General features: G+C 59.9%; 17 protein-coding genes. 6 read left to right on the top strand and 11 right to left on the bottom strand.

All coding sequences use genetic code 11. From position 1 onward, the window contains the following. Window positions 1–647 precede the first annotated feature (647 nt). On the bottom strand, window positions 648–1,586 hold the full coding sequence (locus BLU25_RS06920) for an aspartyl/asparaginyl beta-hydroxylase domain-containing protein (protein ID WP_083369574.1): 939 nt from the start codon (window positions 1,584–1,586) through the stop codon (window positions 648–650). Between the two features lie 220 nt (window positions 1,587–1,806). Further along, complete coding sequence (gene cysK / locus BLU25_RS06925) at window positions 1,807–2,781, bottom strand: cysteine synthase A (protein WP_016781662.1); 975 nt, start codon at window positions 2,779–2,781, stop codon at window positions 1,807–1,809. Between the two features lie 206 nt (window positions 2,782–2,987). On the opposite strand from cysK, the gene BLU25_RS06930 reads away from it, so the two are divergent. Both BLU25_RS06930 and BLU25_RS06935 read left to right on the top strand, forming a co-directional pair. Continuing rightward, on the top strand, window positions 2,988–3,833 hold the full coding sequence (locus BLU25_RS06930) for an AAA family ATPase (RefSeq protein WP_016781663.1): 846 nt from the start codon (window positions 2,988–2,990) through the stop codon (window positions 3,831–3,833). Between the two features lie 21 nt (window positions 3,834–3,854). Next, on the top strand, window positions 3,855–5,033 hold the full coding sequence (locus BLU25_RS06935; protein WP_016781664.1) for a vWA domain-containing protein: 1,179 nt from the start codon (window positions 3,855–3,857) through the stop codon (window positions 5,031–5,033). Between the two features lie 110 nt (window positions 5,034–5,143). On the opposite strand, the gene BLU25_RS06940 is transcribed toward BLU25_RS06935, so the two are convergent. The 6 genes from BLU25_RS06940 to BLU25_RS06965 all read right to left on the bottom strand — a co-directional run bounded on the left by BLU25_RS06940 (window position 5,144) and on the right by BLU25_RS06965 (window position 9,651). Further along, the gene (locus tag BLU25_RS06940) at window positions 5,144–6,064 is read right to left on the bottom strand and encodes a 5-oxoprolinase subunit C family protein (RefSeq protein WP_016781665.1); all 921 of its coding nucleotides are present in this window, start codon (window positions 6,062–6,064) and stop codon (window positions 5,144–5,146) included. Further along, window positions 6,061–6,765 (bottom strand): 5-oxoprolinase subunit B family protein, encoded by a 705-nt coding sequence (locus BLU25_RS06945; protein WP_016781666.1) that lies wholly within the window; start codon window positions 6,763–6,765, stop codon window positions 6,061–6,063. The genes BLU25_RS06940 and BLU25_RS06945 overlap by 4 nt, the downstream gene beginning before the upstream one ends. Further along, window positions 6,762–7,514, bottom strand: a complete 753-nt coding sequence (locus BLU25_RS06950; RefSeq protein ID WP_016781667.1) for a 5-oxoprolinase subunit PxpA — start codon at window positions 7,512–7,514, stop codon at window positions 6,762–6,764. The genes BLU25_RS06945 and BLU25_RS06950 overlap by 4 nt, the downstream gene beginning before the upstream one ends. A gap of 286 nt (window positions 7,515–7,800) precedes the next feature. Next, window positions 7,801–8,334, bottom strand: a complete 534-nt coding sequence (locus tag BLU25_RS06955) for a DUF2937 family protein (protein WP_016781668.1) — start codon at window positions 8,332–8,334, stop codon at window positions 7,801–7,803. A 12-nt stretch (window positions 8,335–8,346) separates the two neighbouring features. Further along, on the bottom strand, window positions 8,347–9,123 hold the full coding sequence (locus tag BLU25_RS06960; RefSeq protein ID WP_016781669.1) for a class II glutamine amidotransferase: 777 nt from the start codon (window positions 9,121–9,123) through the stop codon (window positions 8,347–8,349). A 33-nt stretch (window positions 9,124–9,156) separates the two neighbouring features. After that, the gene (locus BLU25_RS06965) at window positions 9,157–9,651 is read right to left on the bottom strand and encodes a hypothetical protein (protein WP_029611512.1); all 495 of its coding nucleotides are present in this window, start codon (window positions 9,649–9,651) and stop codon (window positions 9,157–9,159) included. A gap of 101 nt (window positions 9,652–9,752) precedes the next feature. On the opposite strand from BLU25_RS06965, the gene BLU25_RS06970 reads away from it, so the two are divergent. Continuing rightward, window positions 9,753–11,825: a S9 family peptidase gene (locus BLU25_RS06970; RefSeq protein ID WP_016781671.1), complete on the top strand. Its 2,073-nt coding sequence runs from the start codon at window positions 9,753–9,755 to the stop codon at window positions 11,823–11,825. Window positions 11,826–11,973: 148 nt separating this feature from the next. On the opposite strand, the gene BLU25_RS06975 is transcribed toward BLU25_RS06970, so the two are convergent. Next, a complete protein-coding gene (locus BLU25_RS06975) occupies window positions 11,974–12,267 on the bottom strand; it encodes a hypothetical protein (protein WP_016781672.1) in 294 nt (97 codons plus the stop codon). An 82-nt stretch (window positions 12,268–12,349) separates the two neighbouring features. Between BLU25_RS06975 and BLU25_RS06980 the strand changes: the two genes are divergently transcribed. From BLU25_RS06980 to BLU25_RS06990, 3 genes are all read left to right on the top strand, one after another. After that, complete coding sequence (locus BLU25_RS06980; RefSeq protein ID WP_010656469.1) at window positions 12,350–13,036, top strand: spermidine synthase; 687 nt, start codon at window positions 12,350–12,352, stop codon at window positions 13,034–13,036. A 52-nt stretch (window positions 13,037–13,088) separates the two neighbouring features. Next, a complete protein-coding gene (locus BLU25_RS06985; protein ID WP_016781673.1) occupies window positions 13,089–13,463 on the top strand; it encodes a YajD family HNH nuclease in 375 nt (124 codons plus the stop codon). A gap of 199 nt (window positions 13,464–13,662) precedes the next feature. After that, on the top strand, window positions 13,663–14,133 hold the full coding sequence (locus tag BLU25_RS06990) for an RNA methyltransferase (protein WP_016781674.1): 471 nt from the start codon (window positions 13,663–13,665) through the stop codon (window positions 14,131–14,133). Between the two features lies 1 nt (window position 14,134). On the opposite strand, the gene BLU25_RS06995 is transcribed toward BLU25_RS06990, so the two are convergent. Next, window positions 14,135–15,184, bottom strand: coding sequence for an AI-2E family transporter (locus tag BLU25_RS06995; RefSeq protein WP_016781675.1), 1,050 nt, complete (start codon window positions 15,182–15,184; stop codon window positions 14,135–14,137). Between the two features lie 74 nt (window positions 15,185–15,258). Continuing rightward, the gene (locus BLU25_RS07000) at window positions 15,259–16,077 is read right to left on the bottom strand and encodes a DUF4892 domain-containing protein (protein WP_083369575.1); all 819 of its coding nucleotides are present in this window, start codon (window positions 16,075–16,077) and stop codon (window positions 15,259–15,261) included. Between the last annotated feature and the right edge of the window lie 24 nt (window positions 16,078–16,101).

The raw sequence follows: 16,101 nt of genomic DNA on the forward strand, positions 1-16,101 counted from the left end.
CAGGCTGTTTGTCCCCGCACGGCACCACGCCAGCAGTGACTGCTGTAACGACGACGCTATGAGGGAGGGAAAGCGGCATGGGCGGATCTTTTTAAGAGGATATGTCGAGCACCGACTATAACCAGCGCCCGACATTAAATGCAACGACTCAACGGATTAAAAACACGCTGCAGTCGAGTACAACAGTGGCTTCATATCCACTTAGTCAACGCTATGCCAAAACCCAGAATCGGGCTCAAACACCAACTGCTGAAATCTCGTGCCAGAGCAGGAGCCAGTGGCTGGAAATTCAGGAGCCGGCTCCGGGAGCCATGAAGATCTACCAGGAGCTCGGGTTTCAATTTGATGCGTTTGGCCGCCTTGTTATCGCTTTGAAGAAAAGCTAGCATCGGTTTAACTGTACAATAAACAACCAAAATGGTGGCAAAATGCCGAATATGATCACCACACCTGCCCCCTCCAACGCCAAGCCCAACAGCGAAAGCAAGCCTCTGTGCTCGCCTGTTTCGGCCTCTCAGCAACGCTTTTTGAACGTTGCACTCAGTGGCAGCAAAGCCGTTGAACCCGCTGGGGTTTTAGCGGGTAACTGATTAAAAAAACTCAAAAAAAAACCGCTCTCGACAGAGCGGTTTTTTGTATCTGTTCAATCAGCCAAACAACCAGCGCCACAACAGTATCAGCACCAGCACCGCCAATATCGGCCGGGCGATGCGGTACAGCTTGGGATTGCGCCGCTTCCATTGCTTGACCACACCACTGAAACGGTCGCTGAAGGACTTGCTCCAGGCATAGGCCTTGTTGATCCCGCCTACGCGCTCGTCGTCCAGGTTCTGCGGCGCAGTGGCCTTGCCCAGTTGCGCGCTGACCCAACGGTTGATGCGGGTCATCAGCGGGCTGGTCAGTGGCCGCTCGATATCGCAGAACAGGATCACGCGGGTGATGTCGGTTTCGTTCTTGACCCAGTGCACGTAGGTCTCGTCGAACATCACGTCTTCACCATCACGCCAGGCATATTCCTCGCCATCGACGAAGATGCGGCAAGCATCGGAGTTGGGGGTCGACAGGCCCAGGTGGTAACGCAGCGAACCGGCAAACGGGTCGCGGTGCGGGTTGAGGTGGCTACCGCCCGGCAACAGGGCAAACATCGCGCCCTTGACGTTGGGGATGCTGTTGACCAGTTCAACGGTCTTGGGGCACAGCAATTCGGCCGAGGGCAGCGCCTTGTCGTACCACTTGAGGTAAAAACGCTTCCAGCCCTTTTTGAAGAACGAGCCGAAACCTGCGTCGTTGTTCTTTTCTGCGGCGCGAATATAGCCCTCGTCGAACAGATGCATGGCTTCTTCGCGAATCGCTTGCCAGTTGTCCTTGAGCACATCCAGCTCAGGGAATTTGCTGCGGTCCAGATACGGCTTGGACGGCACACCGGAAAACAGGTACATCAAGGCGTTGTAGGGCGCAAAGAACGCGGAGTGGTTGACGAACTGCCGCAACACCGGCAGCCGCGCCTTGCCACGCAAGTGCACGTAAAGGATGCTGCCGACAAACAGCAGTATGAGCCCTGCCTTGATGGCGAAGGATAAGGTCATGCAACAACTCCTCGAAAATACCGTGCGGCACCAATAGCCCGACGTGGCAGCCGGCCATGATAAACACTACCGGCGCAGGACAAAACCCGCGTATTCCAACAATCAGTATTAAGCCTTATGTAACAACGGGCTGATTATGCAGAAACAAGGGCAGTAGCCGCTTGATTTGAGTCAGTTGCACAAGCCCGACGGGAGCCGGCAGCCCAGCTCCCGCAGCGGGTTATTGGTGCAGTTCCACCTCGCTGAACAGGTCGCTGAACAGGAAACTCGACAGGTAACGCTCGCCCGAATCAGGGAAGATCACGACGATGGTCTTGCCTTGCATTTCCGGGGTCTCAGCCAGGCGTACCGCTGCGGCCATCGCGGCACCACTGGAGATCCCGCACAGGATGCCTTCTTCATGCATCAGGCGCAGGGCCATTGCCTTGGATTCGTCATCGCTGACCAGTTCCACCTTGTCGACAATCGACAGGTCGAGGTTTTTTGGCACGAAACCCGCGCCAATACCCTGGATCTTGTGCGGTGAAGGCTTGATTTCTTCCCCGGCCAGCGCCTGGGTGATCACAGGCGAAGTGATCGGCTCAACCGCAACCGACAGGATCGGCTTGCCCTGGGCCTGCTTGATATAGCGCGACACCCCGGTAATAGTCCCGCCAGTACCGACACCGCACACCAGCACGTCAACGCCGCCATCAGTGTCGTTCCAGATTTCCGGCCCGGTGGTTTTTTCGTGAATCGCCGGGTTGGCCGGGTTTTCAAACTGTTGCGGCATAAAATAATTGACCGGGTCGCTGGCCAGGATCTCGGCCGCCTTGTCGATCGCGCCTTTCATGCCCTTGGCCGGCTCGGTCAGCACCAGCTCGGCCCCCAGCGCCTTGAGAACCTTGCGCCGTTCAAGGCTCATCGATGACGGCATGGTCAGGATCAGCTTGTAACCGCGTGCCGCCGCAACAAAAGCCAGGCCAATGCCGGTATTGCCCGAAGTCGGCTCGATAATGGTCATGCCCGGCTTGAGCGCGCCGCGGCTCTCGGCGTCCCAGATCATGTTGGCGCCAATCCGGCATTTCACAGAGTAGCCAGGGTTACGGCCTTCGATCTTGGCCAGGATGGTCACGCCACGCGGCGCGATGCTGTTGATCTGTACTAAAGGCGTGTTACCGATGGATTGGGCGTTGTCTGCAAAAATGCGGCTCATGGCGAGGTCCTTGTACACCTTTTTGGAAGATCCCAAGGGTAGGCCTCAGGCTCACAGGCGTCCAGTCATGGCGTGACGCCTTATTCAGAGACTGAATGGCGCGTCTGCGTTCACGTTATGCGGGCAGCGCGTTATAGTCCGACATACTTTTCAGTTCTCCCGCCCTGCCCCTTGCAGGGCCCGGGTCATGGTTCGAGGAATTGCAGATGAAGTTTGAAGGCACACGCGCCTATGTGGCCACCGATGACCTGAAACTGGCGGTCAACGCGGCCATTACCCTGGAGCGTCCGCTGCTGGTCAAGGGCGAGCCCGGCACCGGCAAAACCATGCTTGCCGAGCAACTGGCCGAATCCTTTGGCTGCAAGCTGATCACCTGGCACATCAAGTCCACCACCAAGGCCCACCAGGGCCTCTACGAGTACGACGCGGTGAGCCGCCTGCGTGACTCGCAACTGGGTGTCGACAAGGTTCACGATGTGCGCAACTACCTTAAAAAGGGCAAGTTGTGGGAAGCCTTCGAGGCTGAAGAGCGGGTGATTTTGCTGATCGACGAAATCGACAAGGCCGACATCGAGTTCCCCAACGACCTGCTGCAAGAACTCGACAAGATGGAGTTCTACGTTTACGAGACCGATGAGACGATCAAGGCCAAGGTCCGCCCGATCATCATCATTACCTCCAATAACGAAAAAGAGCTGCCGGACGCCTTCCTGCGCCGTTGCTTCTTCCACTACATCAGCTTCCCGGATCGCACCACGCTGCAGAAAATCGTCGACGTACACTTCCCCGACATCAAGAAGGAGCTGGTCAGCGAAGCTCTGGACGTGTTTTTCGACGTGCGCAAGGTTCCCGGGCTGAAGAAAAAACCCTCGACGTCCGAGCTGGTGGACTGGCTCAAGCTGCTGATGGCCGACAATATCGGCGAAGCGGTTTTGCGTGAACGCGACCCGACCAAGGCCATACCGCCGCTGGCGGGTGCCCTGGTGAAAAACGAGCAGGATGTGCAGTTGCTTGAACGCCTGGCGTTTATGAGCCGTCGTCCCAATCGCTGATTATTCCGGAAGGCGATAAGCATGCTGCTTAATCTGTTCAATGAAATGCGCGCGGCCAAGGTGCCGGTCTCGGTGCGTGAACTGCTGGACCTGATCAACGCCCTGAAAAACCGCGTGACCTTCGCCGACATGGACGAGTTCTATTACCTGGCCCGAACGATTCTGGTAAAGGACGAGCGTCACTTCGACAAGTTCGACCGGGCGTTTAGCGCCTATTTCAATGGTCTGCAAAACCTCAACGAGCACCTTGAGGCCCTGATCCCCGAAGACTGGCTGCGCAAGGAGTTCGAACGTTCGCTGAGCGACGAAGACCGCGCCCAGTTGCAGTCCCTGGGTGGGCTGGACAAGCTGATCGAGGCGTTCAAACAGCGCCTTGAAGAGCAAAAGGAACGCCATGCCGGTGGCAACAAATGGATCGGCACCGGCGGCACCAGCCCGTTCGGCTCGGGCGGCTATCACCCTGAAGGCATCCGCGTGGGCGATGCCGGGGCGCGCCAGGGCAAGGCGGCCAAAGTCTGGGAGCAACGGGAATACAAAAACCTGGATGATCAGGTTGAACTGGGTACGCGCAATATCAAGGTCGCGCTGCGTCGCCTGCGTAAATTCGCTCGCCAGGGCGCGGCGGATGAGCTGGATATCGACGGCACCATCGACCACACCGCCCGCGATGGCGGCCTGCTGAATATCCAGATGCGCCCGGAGCGGCGCAACAATATCAAGCTGCTGTTGCTGTTCGATATCGGCGGCTCGATGGACGCCCATATCAAGATTTGTGAAGAGCTGTTTTCCGCGTGCAGAACCGAGTTCAAGCATCTGGAGTACTACTACTTTCACAATTTTATTTATGAATCAGTGTGGAAGAACAACCAGCGGCGCCAGGTGGAGCGCATCTCGACCCAGGACCTGCTGAACAAGTACGGTGCCGATTACAAGGTGATCTTTATCGGTGACGCGACGATGGGTCCCTATGAGATCACCCATGCCGGGGGCAGTGTCGAGCACTGGAATGAAGAGCCGGGCTACAAATGGATGCAGCGCTTTATGGAGAAATACAAAAAGTTGGTCTGGATTAATCCGTACCCCAAGGATACATGGCATTACACGGCTTCGATCGGGATCGTGCGTGACCTGATCGAAGACCGCATGTACCCCCTGACCCTGGACGGGCTGGAAGAAGGAATGCGGTTTTTGGCCAAATAATTCAGCGCGGTAAGTGTGGGAGCGGGCTTGCCCGCGATGGTTTCGACGCGGTGTTCCTGCTTTACCGCGCCACCTGAATCGCGAGCAAGCCCGCTCCCACATAAATGGCGCTAGGCCACAAATCGCTGCATAAACACCACATGCTGGCGTTGCGCAGCCTCCTGGGTGGTCGGGCGCATATGCACCCCCTCCCCCGGCAAACACTGGGCCAGCCGCGCCAGCGCCAATGGCGTCAAGGCGCCAAGACGCGGGTAGCCGCCAATGGTCTGGCGGTCATTGAGCAACACGATCGGCTGGCCATCAGGCGGCACTTGAATGGCGCCCAGCGGTATCCCTTCCGAGATCATCGGTACCCCCTGATACACCAACGCAGGCCCCAGCAAACGGATGCCCATGCGATCGGCGCGGGTGTCCAGCGTCCAGGCGCTGTTGAAGGCATCGAAGGTACTTTGCCCGCTGAACGCTCCCATTTGCGCGCCCATTACCACGTCCAGCCCCGGATTGGCGCTGAACACCGGTTGCAGTTCGCACGACAACTCACGCAGTTGCCCGGCATGCCCGGCGCAGGTCAATTCATCACCTGCCACCAGCCCACGACCAAAACCATCCGGCCCACCGAGCTGCTCACGGGCGACAGTCGCGCAACTGCCCAGCACCTGCGGCGCGACAAAGCCCGCAGGTGCCGCCAGATAAGCCCGGGCACCGCTCAGCGGCTGAGTAAAAGCCAGGATCTGGCCTTGCTTAAGGACAAAACTGCGCCAGGGCTTGAGCGGCTGCCCGTCGACGGTGACCGCCAGGTCAGCGCCCGCCAGTGCCAGAGTGCAATCAGCCTTGGCAACCACGCTCAAGCCACCCAGAGTGACTTCGATAACCGCCGCATCCGGCGCATTACCCAGCAGCCAGTTGGCCCAGGCCATCGACAGCCAGTCCGCGGCACCGCCCTGGGTCACACCCAGATGGCGTACACCAAAGCGTCCGGCGTCTTGCAGCAGGCACAACGGGGTGCTGGCCTGAATCACTAAATGGCTCATGCCAGGGCCTCCTGAGGCGTGTCATCACCGCCCAGGCGGATAAATTCAGCGTGGGTAATGGGCGCAAACTGCACGGTATCGCCGGGCTGCATCAGGCTGTAACCCTCACGCTCGCGATCAAACAGCGCGCTTGGAGTGCGGCCGATGAGGTTCCAGCCACCGGGGGATTGCGCCGGGTAGGCCGCAGTCTGGCGCTCGGCGATACCGACGCTGCCGCTGGCAACGCGCTTGCGCGGCGTGTTCAGCCGTGGTGCGGCCAGGGCCTCTTCGACCAGGCCCATAAAGGCAAAACCCGGGGCAAAACCCAAGGCAAACACCTGATATTCATGCTCGCTGTGACGGCGTATGACGTCGCTCACCGAGCAGCCCGCACGCGTGGCCAGCAAGCTAAGCTCCGGGCCAACGCTCAAGTCGTACCACACTGGCAGCACATGGCATTGGCCACTGTTTCGCGTTTCCGGGCGCAGGTCGGTCAGGGCCTCGGCGATCAGCTCACGGGCCTGGGCCGGGCTTAGCGCCAGCCCGTCGTAATGCACCATCAGGGTCGTGTAGGACGGCACCAGATCAATTAACTGCCCGGCAAAGCTGGCCCGTAGCCGCTCACTGGCAGCCAGCATCCACGGCATATTGCTTTCGGCAATGTCATCGAACAGCCGCAGCATCAGGCAGTCGATAGCGACCACTTCGATACGCGGCTTCATGCCCGGACCTGCTGGTCCAGGGCCTCGCGAATACGCTGCACGGCAGCAACCGAACTGGCGTTGTCGCCATGCACGCACAGGGTATTGGCGTGCAGTTGCAAAGCGCTGCCATCACTGGCTACCAGGGCCTTGCCCGCCGCAATGGTCAGGGCCTGCTGCACGATGACTTCTGCCTCATGGTGCACGGCACCCGGCAATTGTCGCGAGACCAGCCGCCCGGCACTGTCATAGGCGCGGTCGGCAAAGGCTTCAAACCACAGGGTTACCCCGAACTCATCGCCGATCGCCTGGGCCGCACGGTTGTCGCGAGTGGCCATCAGCATCAGCGGCAAGCTTGCATCGTAAGCCGCTACAGCCTGGATAACGGCCCGCAACTGCGCCGGGTTGGCCATCATGTCGTTGTACATCGCGCCGTGGGGTTTGACGTAACTGACCTGCGTGCCCTGAGCGCGGCATATACCGTCCAGCGCGCCGATTTGATAGTGCAACAGGTCTTGCACTTCTTGCGCCGAATAGCTCATGGAGCGGCGGCCAAAGCCGGCCAGGTCCTGATACGCCGGGTGTGCGCCGATTTTTACGTTATGCGCCACGGCCAGTGCCACGGTTTTGCGCATGATGCTCGGGTCGCCGGCATGGAAGCCGCAGGCAATGTTGGCGCAATCGATAAACGGCATGACTTCGGCATCCAGGCCCATGGTCCAGCTGCCAAAACTCTCACCAATGTCGCAATTCAATAACAGGCGGCTCACGATGATGCTCCTGTGGTCTTTTTATAGATTAGGTAGCAAGCATTTTTCGACAGGCGCGGGCCATTCGTCCAACTAATAAAAGCCGGACTCGGGCATAAGAAAAATTTGATTGCTTAACAGCATGTGAGGTAATGGGGCTGGTTGTGTGGGAGCGTGGCTTGCCCGCGATGGCGTCACTGCGGTCTGCCTGCAAGGGCGCATTGCCTGCATCGCGAGCAAGCCCGCTCCCACAGGGATTTTCGTGAGGCAATGGGCAGGCTGTGTGGGAGAGGGATACACCCCCGGGTCAGTAGCTGCGTTCGCGGCGGGCAATGCGTTCGCGCTGGCGCTTGCCACCGAGCACCACCCAGTCCACCAGCCGCACAAACCCTTCAATGATAAAGGAGAACAGCAAGGCTCCCGCCATGGCCCAGCCGATGGCACTCGGCGACAGCAATACCTGGTAGGTATAGGCGTTGTAGGTTTCTTCGCGAATGGCCGGGTCGGCCGCGTAGGCCACTTGCAGGGCGCGCATGTACCACGGGCCCTGCATGGCCTGGAACTGCTCGTCGAGCAGGCGCTGACGGCTGAGCAAGGTGCCCAGGCTGCCAGCATCGCTGCGGAACACCGGGTCATCGCTGGCCTGGTAATGGGCTACCAGGGCTTGCAGGTCACCCTTGAAAAACTGGTTGGCGGTGTTCTGGAACCCCGCCAGCCCGGTCTGGGCTTCGATCAGATGAGCTTCGACGCGGTTGGCGTAATCATTGATAAACCCCGGTACTTGCACACCGATCAACAGGCCCAGGGTAAACAACACCAACCGCAGGTAGCTCAAGAACATACATGCCCTTCCTTATTCGGTTGTGCCCTGGCTGACGCATTCGCCGCGTCGCCACAGGCTCCATTGGCCCGGCTCGTAGCGCGTCCAGGTTTCGTTTTCAGTCAGTGGCTCGGTGGCAATTACGGTCACTACATCGTTGGGCGTGGTTTCTGCCTGAAAATCGACGATAACGTCGACATCTTTCAGGCGCGCCGGGCCAAACGGAGCTCGACGGGTGATTTGCGCCAGCTTGGTCGAGCAATAGCAAAATAACCAGTCGCCATCACTGAGCAGGCAATTGAACACGCCCTTGCTGCGATACTCGGCGCAGGCCTCAACCAGCACCGGCAGGATGCGTTCGACGTCGACCGGCTCCGGGAAGGCCTCGCGCACCCGGTTGAGCAGGTCACAGAACGCTGCTTCGCTGTCGGTATCACCAACAGGGCGGTAAAAACTCGTACTCGCAGAGAAGTCGGCCAATTGGCCGTTGTGCGCAAAACACCAGTTGCGCCCCCACAGCTCGCGAACAAACGGGTGGGTATTGGACAGGCACACCTTGCCCACGTTGGCCTGACGGATATGGCCAATCACCACTTCGCTTTTGATCGGGTACCGCTGCACCAGCAAGGCGACCTCGGAGTCGCAACTGGCGCCCGGGTCCTGGAACAGGCGCAGGCCACGGCCTTCATAGAAGGCAATGCCCCAGCCATCGCGGTGCGGGCCAGTACGCCCGCCACGCTGCATCAGGCCGGTAAAGCTGAACACAATATCGGTCGGGACGTTGGCGCTCATGCCCAATAGTTCACACATGCTCGCACTCTCGCATTCAGGCTCGACGAAAAATTATAACCGCGGCTCAACCCGGCTCGGGGCCGAGGCACGCGGCGCACCTGATGGCGCATAACGATCATTGCCGGCGGAGCCAAACGGCTGGTCATCTTCAGGATCAAGACTACGCGCTTTGGCGGCCGCGTCGGCTTGCGCCTTGCGGGCCTTGCCGGCACGCTCGATCGGCCAGCGGATCAGCACAAACACGGCGTAGATGCACAACGCAATAATGGCGTACATCAACAGGTCAGAGACCGCGCGCCAGGCGTTGTCGCCCACCTTGAAGGCCAGATCCAGAGCGGCTATGGCCACTGCCGGGGCAAATTTCTCTTTGACCGGGTCAATAATGGTCGGGCTAAACAGCAACACGGCCATTAATACGCGCAACGGTTCGCGCAACCAGCGCCACATAAAGCGGGTCATACGGCACCACACGAGCAGGCAGCCCAAAGCAGCAAAGGCGTAAAGGCCCCAGGCGATCAGATAGTCGTTCTCGGTCATGGTATCCATGGTCGGCAGGCAATGAGAGGCTATGATAACGGCTTTTAGGCAGTGCGGCTGCAATGCCGTCAGCGTCACTTCTTTTTCATGCAGATTTCAGAGCACACTCAATGACCGAATCAGCCTACCCAAACAGCGCACCTATCGCACATAAGATCGAGGGTTCAGACCCTTACTCATGGCTGCAAAACCGCGACAGTGATGAGGTTTTGGACTACCTGAAAGCCGAAAACCGCTATCAGGAGGCGCAACTGGCCGATCAGGCCGCCTTGCGTGAGACGCTGTTCCAGGAGATCAAGGGGCGGATTCGCGAGACTGACCTGTCACTGCCCTCCCCTTGGGGCCCGTATCTGTATTACACGCGCACCAACGCCGGTGATGAGTACCCGCGCCATTACCGTTGCCCGCGCCCGGTCGATGACAGCCTGCAGGTGGACGAAAACGCCGAACATCTGTTGCTGGACCCCAATGCATTGGCCGATGGCGGCTTTATTTCCCTGGGCGCGTTCAGCATCAGCCCGGATCACCAGCGCCTGGCCTACAGCCTGGATACCAGCGGCGAAGAAACCTACCGCCTGTTTGTCAAAGAGCTGAGCAGCGACACCGTCACCGAACTGCCGTTTGAAGACTGCGATGGCAGCATGACCTGGGCCAATGACAGTCAAACCCTGTTTTTCGCCGGGCTGGACGACACCCATCGTCCGCACAAGTTGTTTCGCCACACCCTCGGCGAAACAACTGCCCATGAAGTCTTCCATGAAGCGGACGGGCGATTTTTCCTGCATTGCTACCGGTCAAGTTCTGAACAGCAACTGATAGTGTTGCTTAACAGTAAAACCACCAGCGAAAGCTGGGTGCTGGACGCCAACCTGCCGCGCCAGCCCTTCAGCTGTCTGGCACCCCGGGTCGAAAACCACGACTACAGTGTCGACCACGGTCTGTTTGAAGGCCAGTGGGCGTGGTTTATCCGCACCAATCAGGACGGCATCAACTTTGCCCTGTATTACGCCTTTGGCGAGGTGCCGTCGCGCAATGACTGGCAGCTGCTGATCGCCCATAGCGACAGCGTGATGCTGGAAGGCATGACCCTCAACGCCCAGGCCTTGTGCCTGAGCCTGCGCGAGGGTGGCTTGCCCATTATCGAAATCCGTCCCGAGGGCCTTGCGCCATATCGCGTGCAACTGCCGGACGCGGCCTACAGCCTGTATGTGCAAGACAGCCTGGAATTTGACAGCAAGTCCATTCGCCTGCGTTACGAAGCGCTGAATCGACCGGCGCAGGTCCGCCAATTAACCCTCGCCACCGGCGAACAAAGCGTGCTCAAGGAAACCCCGGTACTGGGGCCGTTCAATGCCGATGACTACGTCAGCCAGCGGCTGTGGGCCACTGCACCCGACGGCACTCAGGTGCCGATCAGCCTGGTGGTCAAACGCGATGTGCAAGGCCAGCCTACCCCGCTTTACCTGTATGGCTATGGCGCCTACGGCGAATGCCTCGACCCGTGGTTTTCCCATGCCCGCCTGAGCCTGCTCGACCGCGGCGTGGCGTTTGCCATTGCCCATGTGCGTGGCGGTGGCGAGCTGGGTGAAGCCTGGTATCGCGCTGGCAAGCAGGAATACAAGCCCAACACCTTCAGTGACTTTATCGCCTGTGCCGAACACCTGATCGACCAAGGGCTGACCCGCAGCGAACAGCTGGTGATCAGTGGCGGCAGCGCGGGCGGCCTGCTGATCGGTGCCGTAGTCAACCAGCGGCCGGAGCTGTTCAAGGCCGCCATTGCCGAAGTGCCGTTTGTGGACGTGCTCAACACCATGCTTGACCCGGACTTGCCATTGACCGTTACCGAATACGACGAGTGGGGCAACCCGCAAGAGCCGCAGGTGTATGAGCGCATCAAGGCCTACGCGCCGTACGAGAACGTCACAGCCCAGGCCTACCCGGCGATGCTGGTGATAGCCGGCTACAACGACAGTCGCGTGCAATATTGGGAAGCGGCCAAATGGGTGGCCAAGCTGCGTGCCACCAAGACCGATGACAACCTGCTGTTGCTCAAGACCGAGCTGGAGGCCGGTCATGGCGGCATGAGCGGGCGCTATCAGGGCTTGCGCGACGTGGCACTGGAATACGCATTTGTATTCAAGGTGCTGGGGATTGTGTCTGAAACCGAATCCCGTAGCAGCTGACTCGCGGAGCGAGGCTGCGTCCGGCGGCGCAGCCGGCGCAGAACCTGAACCCGCGATTTGCCTGGCAAACCTTGCAGAATGAATTTGCGACGGCTTCGCCGCCGAACGCAGCCTGCGGCAGCTGCTACATGAAACGTGGCAAGTCCGGTCAATCCTGCGGGCTTTTGCCCTTCGGGTCTTTCAGTTCCAGCCCCGGCAGCGGCTGGTCCTTGGGCGGCTGCGGCAAGTCGATCGGTGGCAGCGGGATCAGGCTGGTGCTCCCTGCCACCGGTTTGGGCACGGCCCGCGGGGTGATTTGCGGATACGGGGTCGGCGTGGCAGTGCCCGGCGAACCCGGGGCCGCCGTTACGGGGGTACTCGGTACCGGGGTCAATTCCGTCGCCTGGGCCGCACTTATCAAGAGCGCGTTCCACACAATGGCCGTTAGAATAGTACGTTTCATCAATCACTCCGTTGCCAGACCGGCTTGTCTGCCCTCAGGCTACTCGTAACCTGCGGTTTTTGCCCCCCTCAATGAGATTTCCATGAAACGTTTTGTTTTGCTCGACACCACTCCGATCCCCGAAAACGGCGGTGCCTTGTGCCTGTTCGAGTATGGCGAAGACTTCGTGATCAAGATTCAGGGCGGCGACGGCGGCCAACTGATGAACACGCGCATGCACGGTTCCGAAGACGCACTGGCTGAAATCCCCTGCCGCAAAGTCGCCGGCCGCCCACAATCGCGGGTACTGATCGGCGGCCTGGGCATGGGTTTCACCCTGGCCTCGGCCCTCAAGCACCTGGGCAAAACCGCCGAAGTGGTGGTGGCCGAGTTGGTGCCCGGCGTCGTGGAATGGAACCGCGGCCCGCTGGGCGAAAAATCGGGCAACCCGCTGCAAGACCCGCGCACCGTGATTCGCATGGAAGACGTGGCCAAGGTGCTGCAAGCCGAACCCAACGGCTTTGACGCCATCATGCTCGACGTCGACAACGGCCCCGAAGGCCTGACCCAAAAGGCCAACAGCTGGCTGTACTCGGCGGGCGGCCTGAGTGCCTGCGCCAAGGCCCTGCGCCCTAAAGGCGTACTGGCAGTATGGTCTGCCAGTGCCGACAAACAGTTTTCGGACAAGCTGCGCAAAGCCGGTTTCAAGGCTGAGGAAGTCCAGGTATTTGCCCACGGCAACAAGGGCACACGGCATACCATCTGGATTGCAGAAAAAATCAAAGGCTGATCAACAGCTAAACTTAACGACATAACCGTCATCAGTCCTACAAGGTGAACCCATGAGTTCGGCGAACCCACCCTCCCACACCGCCAAGCTGGACCGCATCCTGGCCGATGCCCAGCGTGACCGCGAAATGGGCTACCGCGACAAGGCCCTGAAAATGTACCCCCATGTGTGCGGCCGCTGCGCGCGTGAATTTGCCGGCAAGCGCCTGAGCGAGCTGACCGTTCACCACCGCGACCACAACCATGACAACAACCCCCAGGACGGCTCCAACTGGGAGCTGCTGTGCCTGTACTGCCACGATAACGAACACTCACGCTACACCGACCAGCAATACTTTTCGGACAGCTCCACCAGCAGCCCGAAAATCGCCAAGGCCACCCACAACCCGTTCGCCGCGCTGGCCGGGCTGATGAAAAAAGACGAGTAACGCCTCGCTTTCGTAGCAACTGCCGCAGGCTGCGTCCGATTGCGCAGCGATCGTAAAATCTGAGCCCGCGACTTCACGGGTAGAGCGCATGGTTCGGGTTTTACGACGACTGCATCGCCGCACGCAGCCTGCGGCAGCTGCTACGGAGTTCGTCGTAACACAGGTATACTCGCGTCTTTTTTCGCAAGGGCTCGGGCACGTGGCAAACAAACGGTACAGCTGCATTGGTTTGTATAACCCCAAATCACCGGAAAACGTCGGCTCGGTGATGCGTGCGGCTGGTTGCTACAACGTGGCATCGGTGTTCTACACCGGCAAGCGCTATGAACGCGCCCGCGACTTCATCACCGATACCAAGAAGGTCCATCAGGACATCCCGCTGATCGGTATCGACGACCTGAAAAAAATCATTCCCCTGGGCTGCATTCCCGTCGCCGTAGAAATGGTCGAGGGCGCACGCCCCCTGCCCGAGTACACCCACCCGGACCGGGCAATCTACATCTTTGGCCCGGAAGACGGCTCGCTGGGCAAGGACGTGCTTGAGTGGTGCGAGGATGTGATCTACATCCCTACCACCGGCTGCATGAACCTCGCCGCAACCGTCAACGTAGTGCTCTACGACCGCCTGGCCAAGGGCAACAACACCCGCTCCGGGCCCAAGTTCGGCTAAGTCAGGCCTTGCCCCGGTTCTGCTGGCTGGCGCTCCAGTCCACCAGCAGGCTGTAGGCGATGGCGAGCAAGGTGGGGCCGATAAACAGGCCGATAAAACCAAAGGCGATCAGCCCGCCAAACACGCCGAGCAACACGATCACCAGCGGCAGGTTGCCGCCCCGGCTGATCAGGTAGGGCTTGAGCACGTTATCGACACCGCTGATGATCAGCGTGCCCCAGATGCCGAGAAAGATCGCCATCCCGTAATCGCCCTTCCAGGCCAGCCAGGCCGTGGCCGGCACCCAGATCAGCGGCGGTCCCATCGGGATCAGGCTGAGCAGGAACGTCGCCAGCCCCAGCACCAGCGCCCCGGGCACACCGGCAATCAGGAAGCCGATCAGCGCCAGCAACGCCTGCGCCGCTGCGGTACCGATCACGCCGTTGACCACGCGCTGTACAGTGCCCGCCACCAGCTCCTGATAATAATCTGCCCGTTCGCCGATCAGGCGTTCCAGCAGCCCGTGGACAAAACTCGCCAGGCGCGGCCCGTCGCGATAGAAAAAGAACACAAAGACTATGCTCAGCGTCAGCTCCAGAATTCCGCTGCCGATCTGCGCACTGCGCGCCAGCAGCCAGTTACCGACCTGCCCCAGGTAAGGCTTGATGGCCACCAGCATTGCCGCGCCCTGTTCGTCGATGGTGTTCCAGATACCCACCAGACGCTCCCCCACCAGCGGCAGGCCGGCCAGCCAGGCCGGCGCTTCAGGCAACCCTTCAAGCTGCACATCCTTGACGAAGGTAGTGGCATCGCGCACATGGTCGGCCAGGTTCAACCCCAGCCACACCAGCGGCCCGGCCACCAGCAGCATCCAGCCCAGGGTCAGGATGCTCGCCGCCAGTGACTCGCGCCCGCCCAGCACGCGGGTCAGCAGGCGCATCAGCGGCCAGCTGGCAAATGCCAGCACCGCGCCCCAGAACAAGGCCGACCAGAACGGGGCCATCACCCACAGACTGGCACCGAACAACACCAGGAGCAGGATCTGCACCAACAGGCGATCGTTATTGAGCATGTGTGTTCCACAGAAAGTTCAGACATCAAAGAAGGACGACGACTACGGTGAGTGTAGCCGTCGTTTGTAAAGGTCTAGCGCAACAACTCGATGCGCAGGCCCTTGGCCTGGCTGTCGCCAAGTTCCATGCGCGCGGCGCGCACACCGCTGCCGATCAGTGCATCGCGCCAGGCAGCAGCCTTGGCACCGGTCAAGCTGACCCTGGAAGTCGCGTCAAGATTCAGGGCCCTGGAGATCAACGTCAGCCACTGTGCGTCCGGTTCGCCCGTGAGTTTGGGCAAGTCCAGCTCACCCGTGCTCTTGAGCTGACGCTGCAAGGTGGCCGAGGTGGGTAGCAGTGCGCCCAGGTCGGCACTGGCCTGCATCTGCTCGACGTGCAGATAAGCTTTGCGGTTGCCACGATTGATGCCGTAGAGGGCTACCAGTTGGTTGTCATCGGGAGCAGCCCGGCGCAGCAACAGGTAGGTCTGCTGCTCATCGGCACCCACCAGCCTGGAGTTGCCAAACACCTCATTGGCCCACAGGCTGCTTTCGCCACAATCACGGGCCTGGCACCAGAACAGCAGCTCGGCGCCCTGTTTTTGCAAGGCTTCACGCGCAGCTGTAAAGGCTTCGGTGGCGGAATGCTCGGCAGGCAATTCATAGGTGACGGCCGTGGTCTGGCCACGGCTGGTGACCTGCCCCTCAAATCTCAGGCGGCCACTGATCTTGCGGATCGAGCCCATCGGGTAGATGCGTTCGACATCCGGCTTGACGCTGTAATCGACAATTTGCGCGTCGGCCAGGCGCGGCACATCTGGCAAGTCATGGCTGCCAGGCACGTCGCTCGCCCACAGCAAGGGGCTCAAACAACTCAGCCCCAACGCCAGCATGTAACGATTAGGTATTTTCATCGGCGTCTTTCACCGATTGTTGGC

The organism is Pseudomonas fragi (assembly GCF_900105835.1).
In the GTDB taxonomy this organism is placed as follows: Bacteria; Pseudomonadota; Gammaproteobacteria; order Pseudomonadales; family Pseudomonadaceae; genus Aquipseudomonas; species Aquipseudomonas fragi.

Coding starts and splice junctions, on each gene's coding strand:
- BLU25_RS06920 (WP_083369574.1), bottom strand. CDS start 1,586: ATGACCTTATCCTTCGCCATCAAGGCAGGGCTCATACTGCTGTTTGTC.
- cysK (WP_016781662.1), bottom strand. CDS start 2,781: ATGAGCCGCATTTTTGCAGACAACGCCCAATCCATCGGTAACACGCCT.
- BLU25_RS06930 (WP_016781663.1), top strand. CDS start 2,988: ATGAAGTTTGAAGGCACACGCGCCTATGTGGCCACCGATGACCTGAAA.
- BLU25_RS06935 (WP_016781664.1), top strand. CDS start 3,855: ATGCTGCTTAATCTGTTCAATGAAATGCGCGCGGCCAAGGTGCCGGTC.
- BLU25_RS06940 (WP_016781665.1), bottom strand. CDS start 6,064: ATGAGCCATTTAGTGATTCAGGCCAGCACCCCGTTGTGCCTGCTGCAA.
- BLU25_RS06945 (WP_016781666.1), bottom strand. CDS start 6,765: ATGAAGCCGCGTATCGAAGTGGTCGCTATCGACTGCCTGATGCTGCGG.
- BLU25_RS06955 (WP_016781668.1), bottom strand. CDS start 8,334: ATGTTCTTGAGCTACCTGCGGTTGGTGTTGTTTACCCTGGGCCTGTTG.
- BLU25_RS06960 (WP_016781669.1), bottom strand. CDS start 9,123: ATGTGTGAACTATTGGGCATGAGCGCCAACGTCCCGACCGATATTGTG.
- BLU25_RS06965 (WP_029611512.1), bottom strand. CDS start 9,651: ATGGATACCATGACCGAGAACGACTATCTGATCGCCTGGGGCCTTTAC.
- BLU25_RS06970 (WP_016781671.1), top strand. CDS start 9,753: ATGACCGAATCAGCCTACCCAAACAGCGCACCTATCGCACATAAGATC.
- BLU25_RS06975 (WP_016781672.1), bottom strand. CDS start 12,267: ATGAAACGTACTATTCTAACGGCCATTGTGTGGAACGCGCTCTTGATA.
- BLU25_RS06980 (WP_010656469.1), top strand. CDS start 12,350: ATGAAACGTTTTGTTTTGCTCGACACCACTCCGATCCCCGAAAACGGC.
- BLU25_RS06985 (WP_016781673.1), top strand. CDS start 13,089: ATGAGTTCGGCGAACCCACCCTCCCACACCGCCAAGCTGGACCGCATC.
- BLU25_RS06995 (WP_016781675.1), bottom strand. CDS start 15,184: ATGCTCAATAACGATCGCCTGTTGGTGCAGATCCTGCTCCTGGTGTTG.
- BLU25_RS07000 (WP_083369575.1), bottom strand. CDS start 16,077: ATGAAAATACCTAATCGTTACATGCTGGCGTTGGGGCTGAGTTGTTTG.